This is a genomic window from Methylobacterium sp. TK26 (assembly GCF_055361565.1).
In genome coordinates, this window is the sequence record NZ_CM143965.1 from 3,948,402 (window position 1) to 3,965,563 (window position 17,162).

Below are 17,162 nucleotides of genomic sequence, written 5' to 3' on the forward strand. Positions count from 1 at the left end.
GCCGGGGGCATTGCCGCCTGCGGCACGCCGGCACGACTGGCATCGTAGGCATATCATGCTAACGGACATCATGCTCGATCCCGTCGCAGAGCTCGAACCCATCATCGCCGGCCTCGACCGGGACATCCGCGAGCCGACACGGCTGCGCGCGGCCCTCGTGCCCGAACTCCGGCGCGTCCTCGAAGAGGGGCACCGGGCGGCGGAGGCGCAGCTCCTGGCCGACCGCAACGGCATGGCCTGCGCCCAGAGCCTGTCGCGCCTCACCGACGCGGTGGTGCGCGCCATCCACGATGCCGTGGTCTGGCGCCTCTACCCGAACGACAATCCCACCACGGGCGAGCAACTGGCGGTGGTCGCCACCGGCGGCTACGGCCGGGGGACGATGGCGCCGGGCTCGGACATCGATCTGCTGTTCCTGCTCCCCTACAAGCAGACCGCGTGGTCCGAGAGCGTCGTGGAGGCGATGCTCTACGTCCTGTGGGACCTGAAGCTGAAGGTCGGCCACGCCACCCGCTCGGTGGAGGAATGCCTGCGCGAGGGCCGCGCGGACATGACGATCCGCACCGCGCTGCTCGAAGCCCGCTACCTGTTCGGCTCGCGCGTCCTCTACGAGGAATTGGTCACGCGATTCGATGCCGAGGTCATCGTCGGCTCGGCCTCCGAGTTCGTGGAGGCGAAGCTGCGCGAGCGCGACACCCGCGTCGCGAAGGCCGGCATGTCGCGCTATCTCGTGGAGCCCAACGTTAAGGACGGCAAGGGGGGGCTGCGCGACCTCAACACCCTGTTCTGGATCGCGAAATACACCTACCGGGTGCGCGATCAGAGCGAACTCGTCGGCGCCGGCCTGTTCACGCAGGAGGAATACGCGCTGTTCGAGCGCTGCGACGAGTTCCTGTGGCGGGTGCGCTGCCACATGCACTTCGTGACCAAGCGCGCCGAGGAGCGCCTGTCCTTCGGCCTGCAGCCGCGCATCGCCGAGCGCCTGGGCTACGAATCGCGGGGCGGCCTGTCGGGCGTCGAGCGGTTCATGAAGGCGTATTTCCGCGTCGCCAAGGATGTGGGCGACCTCACCGCCATCGTCAGCGCCGAGATGGAGGCGCGCCACGCCAAGCGCACCCCCGTGCTGGACCGCTGGATCGGCAAGTTCCGCGACCGCTTCCGCGCGACCTCCGTGGAGGCCGAGGATTTCTGGATCGACCACGGCCGGGTGAACCTGCGCGCCGAGGACGCGTTCGAGCGCGACCCCGTGAACCTCATCCGCCTGTTCTGGCTGGCGGACCGCCACAACGTGCCGATCCACCCGGATGCCAAGCGGCTCGCCACGCGCTCGCTGCGCCTCATCACGCCGTCGCTGCGCGGCGACGAGGAGGCGAACCGGCTGTTCCTGGAGATCCTGACCTCGCGCAACGCCCCCGAGGAGGCCCTGCGGGAGATGAACGAGGCGGGCGTGCTCGGCCGGTTCATCCCGGATTTCGGCCGCGTCGTCGCGATGATGCAGTTCAACATGTACCACCACTTCACGGTGGACGAGCATCTCCTGCGCACGATCGGCGTGCTCTCGTCCATCGAGAGCGGGCGGGTGGAGGAGACCTACCCGCTCGTCACGCGGCTGATCCATTCCATCCACAACCGGCTGGCGCTCTACGTCGCGATCCTGCTGCACGACATCGCCAAGGGCCGGCCGGAGGACCATTCGGTGGCCGGCGCGCAGATCGCCAAGAAGCTCTGCCCGCGCTTCGGCCTCAGCCCGGCCGAGACGGAGACCGTGGCGTGGCTGGTGGAGCACCACCTGCTCATGTCCATGACGGCCCAGAGCCGCGACCTGTCCGACCACAAGACGATCGAGCGCTTCGCCTCCATCGTGCAGACCCTGGAGCGGCTGAAGCTCCTCACCCTCCTCACCGTCGCGGACATCACCGCCGTGGGGCCGGGCGTCTGGACCGCGTGGAAGGGCACCCTGCTGCGCACCCTCTACGACGAGACCGAGGTGTACCTCTCCGGCGGCCATTCCGAGATCGCCCGCACCGACCGGGTGCGGCTGATCCAGATGAGCCTGCGCGAGCAATTGCCCGATTGGGAATCGGACAGGTTCGACACCTACGCGGCCCGGCACAAGCAGGCCTATTGGCTGAAGGTCGACGGCAACCGGCAGATCAAGAACGCGCGCCTGCTCCGGCGGACGACGGAGGAGGGCCGCACCAGCGCCACCGAGGTCGGGCTCGATCCGGTGCGCGGGGTGACGGAGGTCACGGTCTATTCGCCGGACCATCCGCGGCTGCTCGCCATCGTCACCGGAGCCTGCGCGGCGGCGGGGGCGAACATCGTCGATGCGCAGATCTTCACCACGGCGGACGGGTTCGCGCTGGACACCTTCGTCATCTCCCGCGCCTTCGACCGGGACGAGGACGAGTTGCGCCGGACGAAGCGCATCACCGACGTGATCGACCGGGCGCTCAAGGGCGAGATCCGCATCGCGGAACTCGTGGCCGACAAGCACCCGCCGACCAGCGCCCGCGCCAAGACCTTCCTCGTCGCCCCCGACGTGACCATCGACAACGCCCTGTCGAGCCGCGAGACGGTGATCGAGGTGACGGGTCTCGACCGTCCCGGCCTGCTCTTCGACCTGACGAGCGCGCTCGGCGCCCTGAACCTCAACATCACCTCGGCGCATGTGGCGACCTTCGGCGAGCGGGCGGTGGACGTGTTCTACGTGACCGACCTCACCGGCACCCGCGTCACCCAGCCCGACCGGCAGGTGGCGATTCGCAAGACCGTGCTGCAGGTCTTCGCCGCCGACGTGGCGATGCTGAAGGCGGAGGGGCTGGAAGCCCTCGTCACCACCCCGCCGCTGCGGGAGACGTGAGGCCCCCGCAGGGCGAACATCCGCGAAAGCGCAACGGCTTGGGTTGATTTCACGGGGACGCGGCCTGATATCACGCCCGGTTTATCCCCGGACCATCACTCACCCGAAGATGCGATGACGAACGACGAAAAGCCTCAGGACGTCCACGCCCGGCCCGAGGACGAGGCCGCGCCGAAGCCCGCCGACGCCTCCGTCGATCCCGTGGCCGAGGCGCTGGCCCTGCTCACCGCCGAGCGCGACGAGTTGAAGGATCGGATGCTGCGCACGCTCGCCGAGATGGAGAATCTCCGTCGCCGCACCGAGCGCGAGGTCGCCGATGCGCGGACCTATGCCGTGACGAACTTCGCCCGCGACATGCTCAACGTCGCGGACAACGTCCACCGCGCGCTGGAGAGCGTGCCCGCCGACCAGCGCGACGCCGCCGAGGGCTCCTTCAAGGGCCTGATCGACGGCATCGAGCTGACCGAGCGCGACCTCGTGAAGAACCTGGAGCGCCACGGGGTGAAGCCGGTGGAGCCGCAGGGCCAGAAGTTCGACCCGAACCGCCATCAGGCGATGTTCGAGGTGCCGAACCCCGACGTACCGGCGGGCACCGTCGTGCAGGTCGTGCAGACCGGCTACGTCATCGGCGACCGGGTGCTGCGCCCGGCGCTCGTCGGCGTCGCCAAGGGCGGCCCCAAGGCCGCGCCGAACCCCGCCGACGCCGCCTGAACCCGAACGGCCCCGCGATGGATCATCGCGGGGCCGTTCCGGTCAGTGGCCCAGGGGCTCGCAGGGCATGGCGGCCGCGAGGTCGGCGATGAACCGCGCGGTCTGCCGTGTCTCGTCCGGGGTGCGGGGGTCGCGCGCCACGCGCCCGGCCTCGACATGCAGCCGCTCGTTGCAGCGACAGGCCGGCAGCATCGCCGGATCCGCCGGCCAGCAGGCATCGTGATGCATGCACGCGGCGTCGAGGGCGTCGATCGGCTTGAAGGCGGGGCCGCGATTGCCCGGCCCGCAATAATTGCCGTGAATGAGCAGGCCGGGGCCGCGTGGGGTCTGGATCAGTTCCTGCGCCCCGGCGGCGGGCGCTCCCAGGATCGCGAGAACGGCGAGACTCGATAATCGGGTGCGAAGGTTCGGCACGGCTGGTTCTCCGGTGCGCCCACTCCCGCTGCGAGCTAGGCCGGACCGAATCAGCGGCAACGACGTGCGGCCGGCTAACCGACTGTTTCGCACATTTCGTGAATGGATCCTGCGTCAAAAGACATTCCGCCGGCAGTCGTGAAGCCGGCGAAATGCGTAGCGGAAGGGTCAGAACCGGTAGTTCAGGCCGGCGCGGACCAGGGCGAAGCCGGCGTCGGACTTGCCGGCTCCGTAATAGGCTGGGACCGAGGCGTCGTAATAAGCCGCGCCGCTGAAACCGCGCCCCAGATGCATGTAAAGCGCCTCGACCTTCGCCGAGATCTTCTGCGTGAAGGCGTATTCCACGCCGCCGCCGACCGCGTAACCGGTGCGCGTCGTGCCCGGCAGGCTGTAGGGATAGGCCGAGGCCGCCGAGGGCAGGGAGCCGCCGCCATAGGCGAAGCCGCCCGTGCCGTAGATCATTACCCGGTCGAAGGCGTAGCCGACCCGGCCGCGCACCGTCCCGAAGTAATCGAGGCTTGGGCGGATGCTGTAATAGGGCGTGCCGCCGATATAGGCCGCGTCGGCCTTTCCGAAGGCCGCCCCCTGGATGTCCGTCTCGACGCCGATCACGAAGCCGGAGCCCGGCGTGAACTGGTAATTGTAGCCGACCTGCCCGCCCCCGGCGAAGCCGCCGGAGCGGCCCCCGCTCGTCGCGGTGCCGTAGGTCGGGTCGGTGAAGCCGCCGCTCCCCGTGGAGAAGCCGTAGCCGGCGTTCACGCCGGCATAGAAGCCGGTCCAGGTGAAGACCGGCAGGGCCGGCGGCGGGGGCGGAGGAGCCTGCCGGGGCAGGTCGGCCGCCTGCGCGGCGACGGCGAAGGACATCGCCGCCGCTCCGGAGAGCGCGGCCTTGAACACATGACGCATGGAAGAGCCTCGATGGGCGAAGCGGGCGGCGTCCTCAGAGGGCGAGGAGCAGCAGGCCGGTGACGGCGACCGCGAGGATGAGGCAGAGCGCGAGGTCGAGGACCTGGGCGCCGCCGCAGGGTTCCGTGTTCCGCTGTCCGGGGGCGGTGAGGGGGGTCATCCGCGCAGCGCCCGGTTCGGACGGTGGGGGGACGCCATCCCCAGCCGGATGGCGGGGATGGCGTCCGATGAAACCGCAGCCCCGACTGAGGGGGAGGGCGGGGCGGCGGCCTGCGTCGCCTCCGGGTCAACGGCGCGATGGACCAGATCCGCGACGGTGAGCCCGAGGACGGGCAGCGAGAACGCGGCGAGGAGCCAGGCGAGGCGCCCGAGCCGCGGAAGGGGGTTGTCCCGCTGGCGGCGTGGGGCGCCGAGCCGGGGAAGGATCATGGGCGGAACGGAGGGGGCGACGAGGATGCGCTGGTCGTCGGTCATCGGTATCGCTCCGCTCCTCTTCAGTTCGTGGGAAATTTGACCACGCAGATTACCTACGTGTGCAAAAATCCCACGTCAATCGGAATAGCGCAGCTTCCGGTGCGCGGACGCACAGCGTGGGATTGTCTCCCACGGCACCGGGACGCTATGGACGGGGCATGTCCGACAGCCGCGATACGCCGCCGGAGGGGGGAGGGCTTCACGCGCCGCTGGCGCGGCTGCTGCGTCCCCTGATCCGCCTCCTCGTGGCGCGGGGAATCACCTTCCCGGCGCTCACCGATCTGTTGCGGGAACTCTACGTGAACGTCGCGGAGTACGACTTCGTCCTGCCCGGCAAGGAGCAGACGGACAGCCGGGTCTCGCTGCTCACCGGCATCCACCGCAAGGAGGTCCGGCGCCTGCGCGGAGCCGGGGCGCCCGTGAGCGCGGTGCCGGCGACGGTTTCGCGCACAGGGCGCATCGTGGCGCGCTGGCTGGCGGATCCGGCCTTCACCGATGCCAAGGGCCAGCCGCTGCCCCTGCCGCGCAACGCCGAGCCGGGCAGGCCGTCCTTCGAGAACCTCGTCGCCGGGGTGACGCGGGATGTCCGCCCCCGCGCGGTGCTCGATGAATGGCTCGACCGGGGGCTGGCCTTCGCGGATGCGCAGGACCGGATCGTCCTGGCCGAGGCCGCCTACCTGCCCCGCGCGGACGGCGACGCGGAAGCGCAGCTCTATTATTTCGGGCGCAACCTGCACGACCATCTCGCGGCGGCGGCGGAGAACATCCTGAGGCCCAGCCCGCGCTTCCTGGAGCGCGCGGTGCATTACGACGGGTTGTCGGAGGAGCTGGCGGGCAAGCTCGAGGCGCGGGCGCGGGAACTCGCCATGGAGGCACTGACCCAGGCGAACCGCGAGGCCCATGCCGCCTGCCGCGACGATGCCGGCGGGACGCATCGCTGGAATTTCGGCCTCTACGTCTATCGCGAGGCGGAGGGCCGGGCACCGGGTCCCGCAGAGCGCGCGGACAAGGGCTGAGGGACCGCGCCGTGGCCCTTCCCCCGCACCGCCGGCTCGTTCTGCAACTGCTCGCCGGCGCGACCGGGCTGGCGCCCTTGATGGCGCGCCCGCAGGACGCCCCGCGTGACCAGGGCATCGGCGGAACCGGCGCCCGGCCGGAGCCGGCGCCCGCCGAGCCGCCGCTGGGCGGCGGCGACCGGGGCATCGGCGGCACGGGGGTGATCGGCACGATCCGACGCTTCGGCTCGATCATCGTCAACGACCTGCGCATCGCCTACCCGAAGGACGTGGCCGTGCGGATCGACGACGCGCCCGCCACCGCCGAGGCGCTGAAGATCGGGCAGGTGGTGCATGTGGTGGCCCGCCCCGGCGAGGCCGGGCTCTCGACGCAGCGCATCGACGTGACCAGCGAGGTGGTCGGCCCGGTGGAGTTCGCCGCGCCCGGCCGGCTCGTGGTGCTCGGGCAGCGGGTGATGACGACGGGGCTCGCGGGCGAGTGGGCGCAGGGCACCCGCGTCGCGGTGAGCGGCCTGCGCCGGCCGGACGGGGTGATCGTCGCGAGCCTCGTGGAGCCGCGCCCCACCGGCCCGGACCGCGTCGCGGGGCCGGTTCGCCGGGAGAAGGGCGGGCTCGCCATCGGCGGGCTGCGGCTCCAGGGGGCCGACGCCCTCGTGCCCGGCAAGCGCGCCCTCGTCACCGGAACGGCCGAGGCGGGCACGCTGCGCGTCACCATGGCTGCGTTCAACGGCACGCCCTTCCCGCCGGGCCTCAGCCACGTCTCCATCGAGGCCTATATCGGCCGCGCCGGGCCGGGCCTTGCGCTGGGCTCCGGCCTTGCCGTCACGGGGCGACCCAACACGACGGTGCCGCGCGAGGGCAGCGTGCGGGCGGTGGTGACGGCGAGCGTCGCCCCGGATGGCGGGCTGACGGTGGAGCGCCTGCGCGCCGACGGGCGCCTCGCGCCGCAGCCGCAGGAACCGCAGGCGCCCCGTTTCGAGCGCGAGCGCGACCGCCTCGATAGGCGCGTCCTGCCGGAGGACGGGCCGGGCCGGTTCGGGCCGGAGACCGGCGGGCGCTTCGGCGGCTTCGAGCCGCGCGGTCCCTCCATCGACACCCGCCCCGGCTCGGGGGACATCCCCGGCCTGGGCGGCCCCGGACGCGGTGACGGCTTCGGCCGACCGGGCGGAATGCCCGGCGGCGGTCCCCCTGGCGCTGGTCCCCTTGGCGCTGGTCCCCCTGGCGGCGGTCCCCCCGGTGGGGCGCCCCCCGGTGGGTTCGGCGGGCCGGGCGGCGGCTTCGGCGGCCCCGGTGGGCCGGGTGGTCCGAGGCGGTAAGGTTTACGGAACCCCCTCGCGGGTGAGCAGGTCGCGCTTGCGAGCGACGCCCCAGCGGTAGCCGGAGAGGGTGCCGTCCGAGCGCACCACCCGGTGGCAGGGAATCGCCACGGCGATGGCGTTGGCGCCGCAGGCCAGCGCCACCGCCCGCGACGCGCCCGGTGCGCCGATGGCGCGGGCGATGTCGGCATAGGTCGCGGTGGTGCCGGGCGGGATCGCCCGCAGGGCCTCCCAGACCCGCTGCTGGAAGGCGGTGCCGCCGATATCGAGGGGCAGGTCGTGCGCCCGGCCCGGCGCCTCCACGAGGCCGATGGCCCGCGCCATCCACTCCTCGAACGCCGCATCGCCGCCGATCAGGTCGGCGGCGGGGAAGCGGTCCTGAAGGTCGCGGACCAACACGTCGGGATCGTCCCCGAGCAGGATTGCGCAGAGTCCCCGCTCCGTCGCCGCCACGAGGATCGCCCCCAGGCTGCACGCGCCGACCCCGAAGCGGATCCGCGCCCCGGCGCCGCCCTTGCGGTAGCGCGAGGGCGCCATGCCGAGGCGTTCGCCGGCCTCGGCATAGAAGCGGCTCGGCGCCCCATAACCGGCATCGTAGATCGCCCCGGTGACGGTGGGCGCGCGCGCCAGGGCGTCTTCCAGGCGGGCGGCCCGGCGGGCGCGGGTGAAGGCGGCGGGCGTCACGCCCGTCACCTCGCGGAACACCCGGTGGAAATGGAAGGCGCTCATCCCCGCCGCCCGGGCGAGGTCGGCCAGGGCGGGGGGCGTCTCGGCGGTCTCGATCAGCTGGCAGGCGCGGGCGACGGCCTCGCGGCGGCGCTCGGCCGGGGGCGGATCGTCGGGCCGGCAGCGCAGGCAGGCGCGGAAGCCCGCCGCGCGGGCCGCCTCGCCCGTCGCGTGGAAGGTCACGTTCTCCCGGCGCGGGATGCGGGCGGCGCAGCTCGGGCGGCAATACACGCCCGTGGTGCGCACCGCGTAGACGAAGCGCCCGTCCGCCCCCGCATCGCGCGCGAGGACGGCCTCCCAACGCTCATCCAGGGCATCGGGGAGGAGGGTCGGGGGCATGGCGCGGGCTCCGTGAAGGGCTGCCGCCATGGTGCGCCGGCCCTCTTGCGTCGGCATCCCGCGCCTTGCTCCGCAATTCGCGGAAGGCTCAGGCTTCGAGCTTGGCCATCAGCGCCGGGGACAGGGCGAAGTTGACGTACACGTTCTGCACGTCGTCCTGGTCCTCGATCACCTCCACGAGGCGGATCAGCTTCTCGCCGGTCTCGTCGTCCACGTCGATCGTGTTCTGCGCCTTCCAGATCAGGCCGGTGCGGGTCGGATCGCCGAACTTGGCTTCGAGCGCCTTGGCGACCTCGCCGTAGGAATCCTGCGCGCAGATGATCTCGTGGCCCTCCTCGCCGGAGGACACGTCGTCGGCGCCAGCCTCGATGGCGGCCTCCAGCATCGCGTCCGCGTCGGCGACGCTCGCGGGGTAGGCGATCACGCCCACGCGGTCGAACATGAAGGCCACGGCGCCGGTCTCGGCGAGGCTCCCGCCGGACTTGGTGAAGGCCGAGCGCACGTCGGAGGCGGTGCGGTTGCGGTTGTCGGTCTGCGCCTCGACGATCAGCGCCGCGCCGCCGGGGCCGTAGCCCTCGTAGCGGATGTCCTCGTAGTTCTCGCCGTCGGCCCCCGTCGCCTTCTTGATGGCGCGCTCGATGTTGTCCTTCGGCATGTTCTCCGCGCGGGCGGCGAGCACGGCGGCGCGCAGGCGCGGGTTCATCGCCGGATCGGGCGTGCCGAGCTTGGCCGCCACCGTGATCTCTCGGGCGAGCTTGCCGAAGATCTTGGACCGGACCGCATCGACGCGGCCCTTGCGGTGCATGATGTTCTTGAACTGGGAATGACCGGCCATGTGCCTTCGGACTTGCGAGTAGCGCGGCGCGGGAGGGCCACCCCCCGACGCCGCTGACGGAACTGCGGTTTTTATAGGCCCTCGGGCTCGGGCGAGGCAACGCGCACATTCCCGGCGCAGGCGGTGGAAAGAACGATCCCCGCAGGCGTTGGAGCGCGGAAGTCATTTTCCCGGAGCCCCGATGCCCACCCCTTCGTCCCAACGCCGTACCGTCGTGGTGACTGGCGCCAGTGCCGGCGTCGGCCGCGCCATCGCCTGCGAATTCGCCCGGCACGGCTGGAATGTCGGCCTTGTGGCGCGGGGCGAGGTCGGGCTGGCGGCGACGATCCACGATGTGCGGCGCCTGGGCGGCAACCCCATCGCCTTCGCCGCCGACGTCGCCGACGCGCAGGCCATGGAAGAGGTGGCCGACGCCGTCGCCCGGACCTGCGGCGGCCTCGACGTGTGGGTCAACAACGCGATGGTGACGGTCTACGCCCCGGTGCAGGAGACGAGCCCCGAGGAGTTCCAGCGCGTCACCGACGTGACCTATCTGGGCCAGGTCCACGGCACGCTCGCCGCCCTGCGGCACATGGTGCCGGCGGACCGGGGCACCATCGTCCATATCGGCTCGGCGCTCGCCTACCGCTCGATCCCCCTCCAGGCGACCTATTGCGCGGCCAAGGCGGCGGTGCGCGGCTTCGTCGATTCCCTGCGCTCGGAACTGCTGCACGACGGCAGCCGGGTGCGCCTGACGATGGTGCAATTGCCGGCGGTGAACACGCCGCAATTCGATTGGGCGCGCTCGCGCCTGCCGCGCAAGCTCGAACCCGTCCCGCCGATCTACCAGCCGGAGGCCATCGCCCGCCACGTCTACCGCGCGGCCCACGAGGCGCCCCGCGAACTCTGGATCGGCGGATCGGCCTGGAAGGCGATCATCGGCACGATGCTGATACCGGGCTGGATCGACGGCTACCTCGCCCGTCACGGCTACCGGGGGGAGATGACCAGCGTGCAGGCGAACAAGAACCGTCCCGACAACCTCTACGAGCCCGTCGACACCGATCCCGGCGCCCATGGCCGGTTCGATTCGCGCTCGCGCTCCCAGGTCACGGCGGCCGATCCGAAGTGGCTGAAGCTCGGCATCGCCGCGGCCCTGGGGCTCGCGGCGGGCACGATGCTCTTCGCCACCGAGGCCCATGGCCGCGACGAGGAGAAGCGGCGCCTGCGCCGCCGCGCCCCTACAGAATGAACCGGCTGAGGTCCGCGTTGGCGGCGAGGTTCTCGACCCTCTCGCGGACATAGGCCGCGTCGATCGTCACCGTCTCGCCGGAGCGGTCGGTGGCGGTGAAGGAGATCTCGTCCAGCACCCGCTCCAGCACCGTCTGGAGCCGGCGCGCGCCGATGTTCTCGACCGAGCCGTTCACCTCCACGGCCACCCGCGCCAGGGCGTCGATGGAATCGTCGGTGAAGTCGAGGGTCACGCCCTCCGTCGCCATCAGGGCGAGGGTCTGCTTGATGAGGCTCGCCTCGGTGGCGGTGAGGATCTGCTTGAAATCCTCCACCGTCAGGGGCTGCAGTTCCACCCGGATCGGCAGGCGGCCCTGCAATTCGGGCAGGAGGTCGGATGGCTTCGAGACGTGGAAGGCGCCGCTGGCGATGAACAGCACGTGGTCGGTCTTCACCGGCCCGTGCTTGGTGGCCACCGTGGTGCCCTCGATCAGCGGCAGCAGGTCCCGCTGCACGCCCTCGCGGGAGACGTCGGCGCCGGAGCGGCTTTCGCGGGCGCAGATCTTGTCGATCTCGTCGAGGAAGACGATGCCGTTGTCCTCGACCTCGCGGATCGCCTCGCGGGTCAGGGCCTCGTCGTCCACGAGCTTGTCGGATTCCTCGGCGAGGAGGGGCGCGTAGGCATCGCGCACGGTGACGCGGCGCGGCTTGCCCCGCTGGCCGGAGAGCGCCTTGCCCAGCATGTCGCCGATGTTGATGGCGCCCATGGAGGCGCCCGGCACGCCGGGAATCTCGAACATCGGCAACCCGGACGGCGCTCCGGCGGCGAGCTCGATCTCGACCTCCTTGTCGTCCAGCTCGCTGTTGCGCAGCTTCTTGCGGAAGCTGTCGCGGGTGGCGGCGCTGGCGGTGGGGCCGACGAGGGCGTCGAGGATGCGGTTCTCGGCGGCGGCTTCCGCCTTGGCCTTCACCGCCTCGCGCTTGGTCTGGCGGGTCAGGCCGATCGAGACCTCCACGAGGTCGCGCACGATCTGCTCGACGTCGCGGCCGACATAGCCCACCTCGGTGAACTTCGTGGCCTCGACCTTCAGGAACGGGGCGTTGGCGAGCTTGGCGAGGCGCCTCGCGATCTCGGTCTTGCCGCAGCCGGTCGGGCCGATCATCAGGATGTTCTTGGGCGCCACCTCCTCGCGGAGCGGCCCGGTGAGTTGCTGGCGCCGCCACCGGTTGCGGAGCGCAATGGCCACCGCCCGTTTGGCCTCGTTCTGCCCGACGATGAAACGATCGAGTTCGGACACGATCTCGCGCGGAGAAAACGTCGTCACCGCCTGGCTCTTCCCTGATCCCCGACCCCTGTGCCGGTCAGCCGGGAATGGGGTCCCGGCCGGCGCGGCGCAAGGGGGCGTGGTGGCACGCGGGCCGTTCAGTGATGCGCGAGCGGCGTCGCGCCCGCCTTGTCGTGGGTGCCGAAGCGCTCGACCAGGGTCGCGCTCGCGGCGTTGAGGCCGCGCACCTCGACGTTCCGGCCGCGCTCGCGGGCCTTCAGCACCACCCGGTCAAGGGCGGCGACCGCCGAGATGTCCCAGAAATGCGCGGCCCCGACATCGATCACGAGGCGCTCCACCGGCTCCAGCAGGTCGATGGACTCCGAGAAGGTGCTCGCCGAGGCGAAGAACACTTGGCCGGCCACGGTGTAGGTCCGGATCGTGCCGTCCGGCGATAGGGCCGAGTCGATGCGGCTGAGGCGGGCGACCTTGCCGGCGAAGAACACGCCGGAGAGCAGCACGCCGACGAGCACGCCGATGGCGAGGTCGCGGGTCGCCACCACCACCGCCACGGTGGCGAGCATCACCACGGAGGAGGGCAGGGGGTTGGTCCGCAGTCGGGCCAGCGAGCGCCAGGAGAAGGTGTTGAGCGACACCATGATCATCACCGCCGTCAGCGCCGCCACCGGCACCACCGCCAGCAGGTCCTGCAAGGCGACGAGGAGGAGGAGCAGGAAGGCCCCGGCCACGAAGGTCGAGAACCGCCGCCGCGCGCCCGACGACACGTTGATGACCGATTGGCCGATCATCGCGCAGCCGCCCATGCCGCCGAACAGCGCCGAGGCGATGTTGGCGAGCCCTTGGCCGTGGCATTCCCGGTTCTTGGAACTGCCCGTGTCGGTCATGTCGTCCACGATCTGCGCCGTGAGCAGGCTTTCCAGCAGGCCCACCGCCGCCAGCGTCGCCGCGTAGGGCAGGAGGATGCGCAGGGTATCGAGGGTGAACGGCACCTGCGGCAGGGCGAAGCTCGGCAGGGACGAGGGCAGGGCGCCGAGATGGGCGACCGTGCGCACGTCGAGATGGAGCCACGCCGTCAGGGCGGTGAGCACCGCGATCGCCACCAGCGGCGAGGGCACGGCGCGGGTGAGGAGGGGCAGGCCGTAGATGATCGCGAGCCCCAGGCCGATGAGCCCGTAGGTCGCCGAGCTGACGCCGGTCAGTTCCGGCAGCTGTGCCATGAAGATCAGGATCGCCAGGGCGTTGACGAAGCCGGTCATCACCGATTGCGAGACGAAGCGCATCAGCCGGCCGAGCTTCAGGAAGCCCGCCGCGATCTGGATGACGCCCATCAGGATGGTCGCGGCGAAGAGGTATTGCACGCCGTGGTCGCGGACGAGGTCGGTCATCACCACGGCGGTGGCGGCGGTGGCGGCCGAGATCATCGCCGGGCGTCCGCCGGTGAAGGCGATGGTGCAGGCGATCACCACGGAAGCGTAGAGGCCGACCTTCGGGTCGACGCCCGCGATCACCGAGAAGCCGATGGCCTCCGGGATGAGCGCGAGGGCGACGACGATGCCGGAGAGGATTTCGACGCGGGCGTCACGCAGGCGCGCGCCGAGTCCCGCCGCAGGGGCGGTGGTGGAGGGAGATGTCATGAGAAAAACCGCAGGGAGACCTCCGCAAGGGCAGGGGCCGGTCTCGAATGCGTGGTCCGGCGGATCGGCGGCCGGAAGAGCCACCCGGGCTTGCACCGGGTCCTAGCGAGTGCCGCCTTGTTAGACGCGTGCGTGCTGCATTGCAACGGAGCGGCGGGGTCGTCTCAGAGTCCCGGCCCCTTCGCCGCGCCGATGATGCGCCCCGGGCGCCCCTCGCGGGAATGCTGCAGCAGCACCACCCAGCCATCCGCCTCGGGGATCGCGGCGGCGGAGAGGGGCACCTCGAACCGGGCGGGCTGCCCGGTCCAGGTGCCGAGGCGCTGAAGGCCGCGCACGACGTTCACGTAGGACGCGACCCGGCCGCGATTCTCGCCGGTCTCGATCGTGGTGTCCCGCGCCTTCAGCAGCGGCACCAGCCATACCTCGTCCCGCGTATCGGGCTTCGGCTCCTTGGGGGAGGGGCGGGCGCCGACCTCCACCACGATCCGGCTGTCCTGCACCTCCGCGCTCACCGGCACGGAGAGCGGCGCCGTCCGGGCCGCCTCCTGCAGCAGGCGTTCGAGGGCCGGGCGGTTCGAGCCGATGGTGGTCTGCGCCCCGTCCACGACGGCCTGCGGCGTCACCACCTGCCGGGCGCCCCGGGCGCGGGCATAGGCGCGCTGGCGCTCGGTGAGGGCGCGCAGGCCGAGGGTGTCGTGCCAGCCGAGATAATCCCAGTAGGTGACGGGCAGGGTCAGGGCGAGGATGCCGGGCCTGCGGGCGAGGTCGCGCATCACCGGGTCGGCGGTGCGGCAGGCGGCGCAGCCCTGGGCCGTGAACATCTCGACCACCGCCGCAACCGGCTCGGCCCGCGCCGGCACGCAGCCGAGCCAGGCCAGGGCGCATGCCACGGCGCGGCAGGCTGACAGGGGGATGCGGGCGCGGGCGTGCCTCATGCCGTAGGATCAGAGCGCGGTCGTCTCGGCCTGGGAAGTCACGTTGCCTTGAGACGGGCCTTGAGACGGGGCCGTCTTCGGGGCCGCCTTGGGCAGCATGTCCGGCCGCCAGCGGCGGTGCATCCACAGCCACTGGCCGGGATTCTCGCGCACCCAGCCCTCGATCACGTCGGTCATCGCCTGCATGGCGCCGGGCACGTCGATGGTGCCGTCCGCGCCGCGCGGCAGGGTGAGGGGCGGGGTGAGTTCCAGGCGGAACCGCTCGCCGGGCAAGCGCACCACCCGCGCCCCGTGGACAGGGCATTCGTAATGGCGGGCGAGCTTGGCGAGCAGCGGGTTCACGAGGCAGGGGCGGCCGAAGAAATTCACCACCACGCCGCGGGTGAAGTGCTGATCCACGAGCTGGCCGAGATGACCGCCCCGCTCCACCACGCCCTGCATGGCGAAGGCCGAGCCGGGGCCGGAGGCGGCGAGCCCGCCCATCGTGCTGCGGCGGACCTCCTCCACCAGCCGCTTGGCGGCCGGGTTGTTCGGCGGGCGAAACACGGCGGTCGCCTCCAGGCCGAACTTCGCCGCGCAGATCGCCGGCAATTCCCAGTTGGCGAGGTGGGCCGAGAAGATCAGGCCGGGCTGCCCGTCGTCGCGCAGGGCGAAGAAATGCTCGATGCCCTCGACCTCGCTGCGCAGCGGCCCCGTCGCGGCGGGGTCGTAGTCGAGCAGCGTGTCGAGATGGGCGTATTCCGCCCCCGTCCGGCCGAGATTGTCCCAGGCCGAGAGGGCGATGGCCCGCACCTCCGCCTCCGGCAGGCCGGGGAAGGCGGCGCGGATGTTGGCGAGCGCCGTCCGGTGCGCCGGGAGCAGCGGCCCGACCGTCCGCAGCAGCCCGCCCCCGAAGGCGGCCGCCCGCTCCGGCCCGAGCAGGCGGGCCAGGGCGAAGATCAAGCGGATGAGCGGGATGCTGGCGAAGCCGGCAAGTCGCGGATAGGACCGCTTCAGGATGAGGGCGAGGCGCAGCAAAGGAGTCGGCTTCCGGAGCGAAGGGGCGCCCTTAGATCATGTTTCGCGCTGCGGTGCGAACAATGCGCTTAGACTTATCAGAGCGCGACGAGAATCTTGCCGAACACCTTGCGGGATTCGAGCCGTTCCAGCCCTTCGGTGAAGTCCGCCATCGGGTAGACCGTATCGACCACCGGCCGGATGCCCTGCGCCATCTTGTCGAGGGACTGGGCGATGTTGGCCAGCGTGCAGCCGAACGAGCCGGTGATGCGGTATTGCTGCTGGAACAGCTGCATCAGGTTCATCGTCGCCGTGGGGCCGGAGGTGGAGCCGCAGGTGACGAGCCGCCCGCCCCGCTTCAGGCAGAGCAGCGAGCCGTTCCACGTGTCGGCGCCGACATGCTCGAACACCACGTCCACGCCCTTGCGCTTCGTCAGGCGGCGCACCTCGCCCTCGAACCGCTCGGTGCGGTAGTTGACGACGTGGTCGGCCCCGAGGTCGGCGGCCTTGGCGCCCTTCTCGTCGTCGCCCACCGTCGTGTAGACGGTGCAGCCGATGGCCTTGGCCATGCGGATCGCCGCCGTGCCGATCCCCGACCCGCCGGCATGGACGAGGACGCTCTCACCCGGCTCAAGCTTGGCGTTGTCGAACAGCATGTGCTGCACCGTGCCGAAGGCGATGCCGGCGCAGGCCGCCTCCGCATCCTCGACGCCGTCCGGCACCGGCACCACGAGGCGGGCCGGCAGGGTGACGAGTTCGCGGGCGAAGCCGTCGATGTGGAAGCCCATCACGCCGCCGACGTCCTCGCAGAGGTTGTCGCGGCCTTCCCGGCAGGCGCGGCATTGCCCGCAGGTGAGCGCGCCGTAGGGCACGACGCGGGTGCCGACCGCGAGGCCGGTGACGCCCTCACCGACGGATTCGACCTCGCCCGACGCCTCGGCGCCGACGATGAGGGGCATCTTGCGCTTGGCGAAGGCCATGCCGCGAAAACCCCACACGTCGATGAAGTTGAGCCCCACCGCGCGGATGCGCAGCCGCACCTCGCCGGGGCCGGGGGGCGGCGGCGGCTCGACCTCGGTCAGGCGCAGGTCGCGGTCGCCGAAGAGTTGCAGGGCTCGCATGGGCATGTTCGCTGGTGTGGATCGGGTCGACGTGCAGTTCGCCCCGTGATGGCGGCGGAGGCAGTTAGCACGGCGCCGCGACCACGGCATCCCGGCTCAATCCGGCGACAGATACCGCCGCCGTGCCCAGCCCACCGTTCGGCCGACGCGGACGCGGCACCATGTGGTGCGGCTCGGCGTATCGTTGGTGCAGCCGAAGACCAGGGCGCGCTGGCGGATCTCGCCCACCACCTCGGCGGCGGCATCGGGCTCGGCGCGGATGCTCAGCGGCTCGCCGGGCGCGAGGCCGGTGACGCGGTAGGGTTCCGGGTCGGCATGGGCCACACCGACGCCGAGGGTCAGGAACGCGAGGAGCAGGGCGGCGAAGGGGCGCATCGGCAG

17 protein-coding genes and 1 other annotated feature are annotated in these 17,162 nt (G+C 71.5%); of the genes, 5 read left to right on the forward strand and 12 right to left on the reverse strand.

What is annotated here, in order from left to right; genetic code table 11:
- Window positions 1-70 precede the first annotated feature (70 nt).
- Both ACXJ1Y_RS19200 and grpE read left to right on the forward strand, forming a co-directional pair.
- Window positions 71-2,863 (forward strand): [protein-PII] uridylyltransferase, encoded by a 2,793-nt coding sequence (locus tag ACXJ1Y_RS19200; protein ID WP_463847703.1) that lies wholly within the window; start codon window positions 71-73, stop codon window positions 2,861-2,863.
- Window positions 2,864-2,977: 114 nt separating this feature from the next.
- Entirely contained in the window at window positions 2,978-3,574 is a 597-nt protein-coding gene (grpE, locus tag ACXJ1Y_RS19205; protein WP_463847704.1) for a nucleotide exchange factor GrpE, read from the forward strand.
- A gap of 42 nt (window positions 3,575-3,616) precedes the next feature.
- On the opposite strand, the gene ACXJ1Y_RS19210 is transcribed toward grpE, so the two are convergent.
- From ACXJ1Y_RS19210 to ACXJ1Y_RS19225, 4 genes are all read right to left on the reverse strand, one after another.
- The gene (locus ACXJ1Y_RS19210) at window positions 3,617-3,988 is read right to left on the reverse strand and encodes a phospholipase A2 family protein (protein WP_463847705.1); all 372 of its coding nucleotides are present in this window, start codon (window positions 3,986-3,988) and stop codon (window positions 3,617-3,619) included.
- Between the two features lie 168 nt (window positions 3,989-4,156).
- On the reverse strand, window positions 4,157-4,894 hold the full coding sequence (locus ACXJ1Y_RS19215) for an outer membrane protein (RefSeq protein ID WP_463847706.1): 738 nt from the start codon (window positions 4,892-4,894) through the stop codon (window positions 4,157-4,159).
- A gap of 34 nt (window positions 4,895-4,928) precedes the next feature.
- A complete protein-coding gene (locus ACXJ1Y_RS19220) occupies window positions 4,929-5,054 on the reverse strand; it encodes a hypothetical protein (RefSeq protein ID WP_463847707.1) in 126 nt (41 codons plus the stop codon).
- Window positions 5,051-5,368, reverse strand: coding sequence for a hypothetical protein (locus ACXJ1Y_RS19225; protein WP_463847708.1), 318 nt, complete (start codon window positions 5,366-5,368; stop codon window positions 5,051-5,053). Before ACXJ1Y_RS19225 ends, ACXJ1Y_RS19220 begins: the two co-directional genes overlap by 4 nt.
- Before the next feature lie 158 nt (window positions 5,369-5,526).
- On the opposite strand from ACXJ1Y_RS19225, the gene ACXJ1Y_RS19230 reads away from it, so the two are divergent.
- Both ACXJ1Y_RS19230 and ACXJ1Y_RS19235 read left to right on the forward strand, forming a co-directional pair.
- Window positions 5,527-6,384, forward strand: a complete 858-nt coding sequence (locus tag ACXJ1Y_RS19230) for a DUF6502 family protein (RefSeq protein ID WP_463847709.1) — start codon at window positions 5,527-5,529, stop codon at window positions 6,382-6,384.
- A gap of 11 nt (window positions 6,385-6,395) precedes the next feature.
- The gene (locus ACXJ1Y_RS19235; RefSeq protein WP_463847710.1) at window positions 6,396-7,700 is read left to right on the forward strand and encodes a DUF5666 domain-containing protein; all 1,305 of its coding nucleotides are present in this window, start codon (window positions 6,396-6,398) and stop codon (window positions 7,698-7,700) included.
- 3 nt (window positions 7,701-7,703) lie between these two features.
- Here the strand turns inward: ACXJ1Y_RS19235 and ada are convergent, their stop codons facing one another.
- Both ada and ACXJ1Y_RS19245 read right to left on the reverse strand, forming a co-directional pair.
- Window positions 7,704-8,765, reverse strand: coding sequence for a bifunctional DNA-binding transcriptional regulator/O6-methylguanine-DNA methyltransferase Ada (gene ada, locus ACXJ1Y_RS19240; protein WP_463847711.1), 1,062 nt, complete (start codon window positions 8,763-8,765; stop codon window positions 7,704-7,706).
- Between the two features lie 88 nt (window positions 8,766-8,853).
- On the reverse strand, window positions 8,854-9,600 hold the full coding sequence (locus tag ACXJ1Y_RS19245; protein ID WP_463847712.1) for a YebC/PmpR family DNA-binding transcriptional regulator: 747 nt from the start codon (window positions 9,598-9,600) through the stop codon (window positions 8,854-8,856).
- A 181-nt stretch (window positions 9,601-9,781) separates the two neighbouring features.
- Here ACXJ1Y_RS19245 and ACXJ1Y_RS19250 point away from each other — a divergent pair, with 181 nt between their 5' ends.
- The gene (locus tag ACXJ1Y_RS19250; protein ID WP_463847713.1) at window positions 9,782-10,831 is read left to right on the forward strand and encodes an SDR family oxidoreductase; all 1,050 of its coding nucleotides are present in this window, start codon (window positions 9,782-9,784) and stop codon (window positions 10,829-10,831) included.
- Here ACXJ1Y_RS19250 and hslU read toward each other — a convergent pair.
- The 6 genes from hslU to ACXJ1Y_RS19280 form a co-directional block, all read right to left on the reverse strand.
- On the reverse strand, window positions 10,821-12,134 hold the full coding sequence (hslU, locus tag ACXJ1Y_RS19255; RefSeq protein ID WP_463847714.1) for an ATP-dependent protease ATPase subunit HslU: 1,314 nt from the start codon (window positions 12,132-12,134) through the stop codon (window positions 10,821-10,823). The two genes, ACXJ1Y_RS19250 and hslU, sit on opposite strands and share 11 nt — an antisense overlap.
- Before the next feature lie 98 nt (window positions 12,135-12,232).
- Window positions 12,233-13,729, reverse strand: coding sequence for a SulP family inorganic anion transporter (locus ACXJ1Y_RS19260; RefSeq protein WP_463847715.1), 1,497 nt, complete (start codon window positions 13,727-13,729; stop codon window positions 12,233-12,235).
- Window positions 13,730-13,779: 50 nt separating this feature from the next.
- Window positions 13,780-13,835, reverse strand: a sequence feature (sul1 is cis-regulatory element that is thought to sense ions involved in sulfur or methionine metabolism; They are found in Alphaproteobacteria).
- Between the two features lie 58 nt (window positions 13,836-13,893).
- Window positions 13,894-14,664, reverse strand: coding sequence for a DUF1223 domain-containing protein (locus ACXJ1Y_RS19265; RefSeq protein ID WP_463847716.1), 771 nt, complete (start codon window positions 14,662-14,664; stop codon window positions 13,894-13,896).
- Window positions 14,665-14,673: 9 nt separating this feature from the next.
- On the reverse strand, window positions 14,674-15,681 hold the full coding sequence (locus ACXJ1Y_RS19270) for a lipid A biosynthesis lauroyl acyltransferase (protein WP_463847717.1): 1,008 nt from the start codon (window positions 15,679-15,681) through the stop codon (window positions 14,674-14,676).
- A 77-nt stretch (window positions 15,682-15,758) separates the two neighbouring features.
- Window positions 15,759-16,781 (reverse strand): zinc-binding dehydrogenase, encoded by a 1,023-nt coding sequence (locus ACXJ1Y_RS19275; protein WP_463847718.1) that lies wholly within the window; start codon window positions 16,779-16,781, stop codon window positions 15,759-15,761.
- Between the two features lie 96 nt (window positions 16,782-16,877).
- Window positions 16,878-17,156 (reverse strand): SH3 domain-containing protein, encoded by a 279-nt coding sequence (locus ACXJ1Y_RS19280; protein WP_463847719.1) that lies wholly within the window; start codon window positions 17,154-17,156, stop codon window positions 16,878-16,880.
- Window positions 17,157-17,162 lie beyond the last annotated feature (6 nt).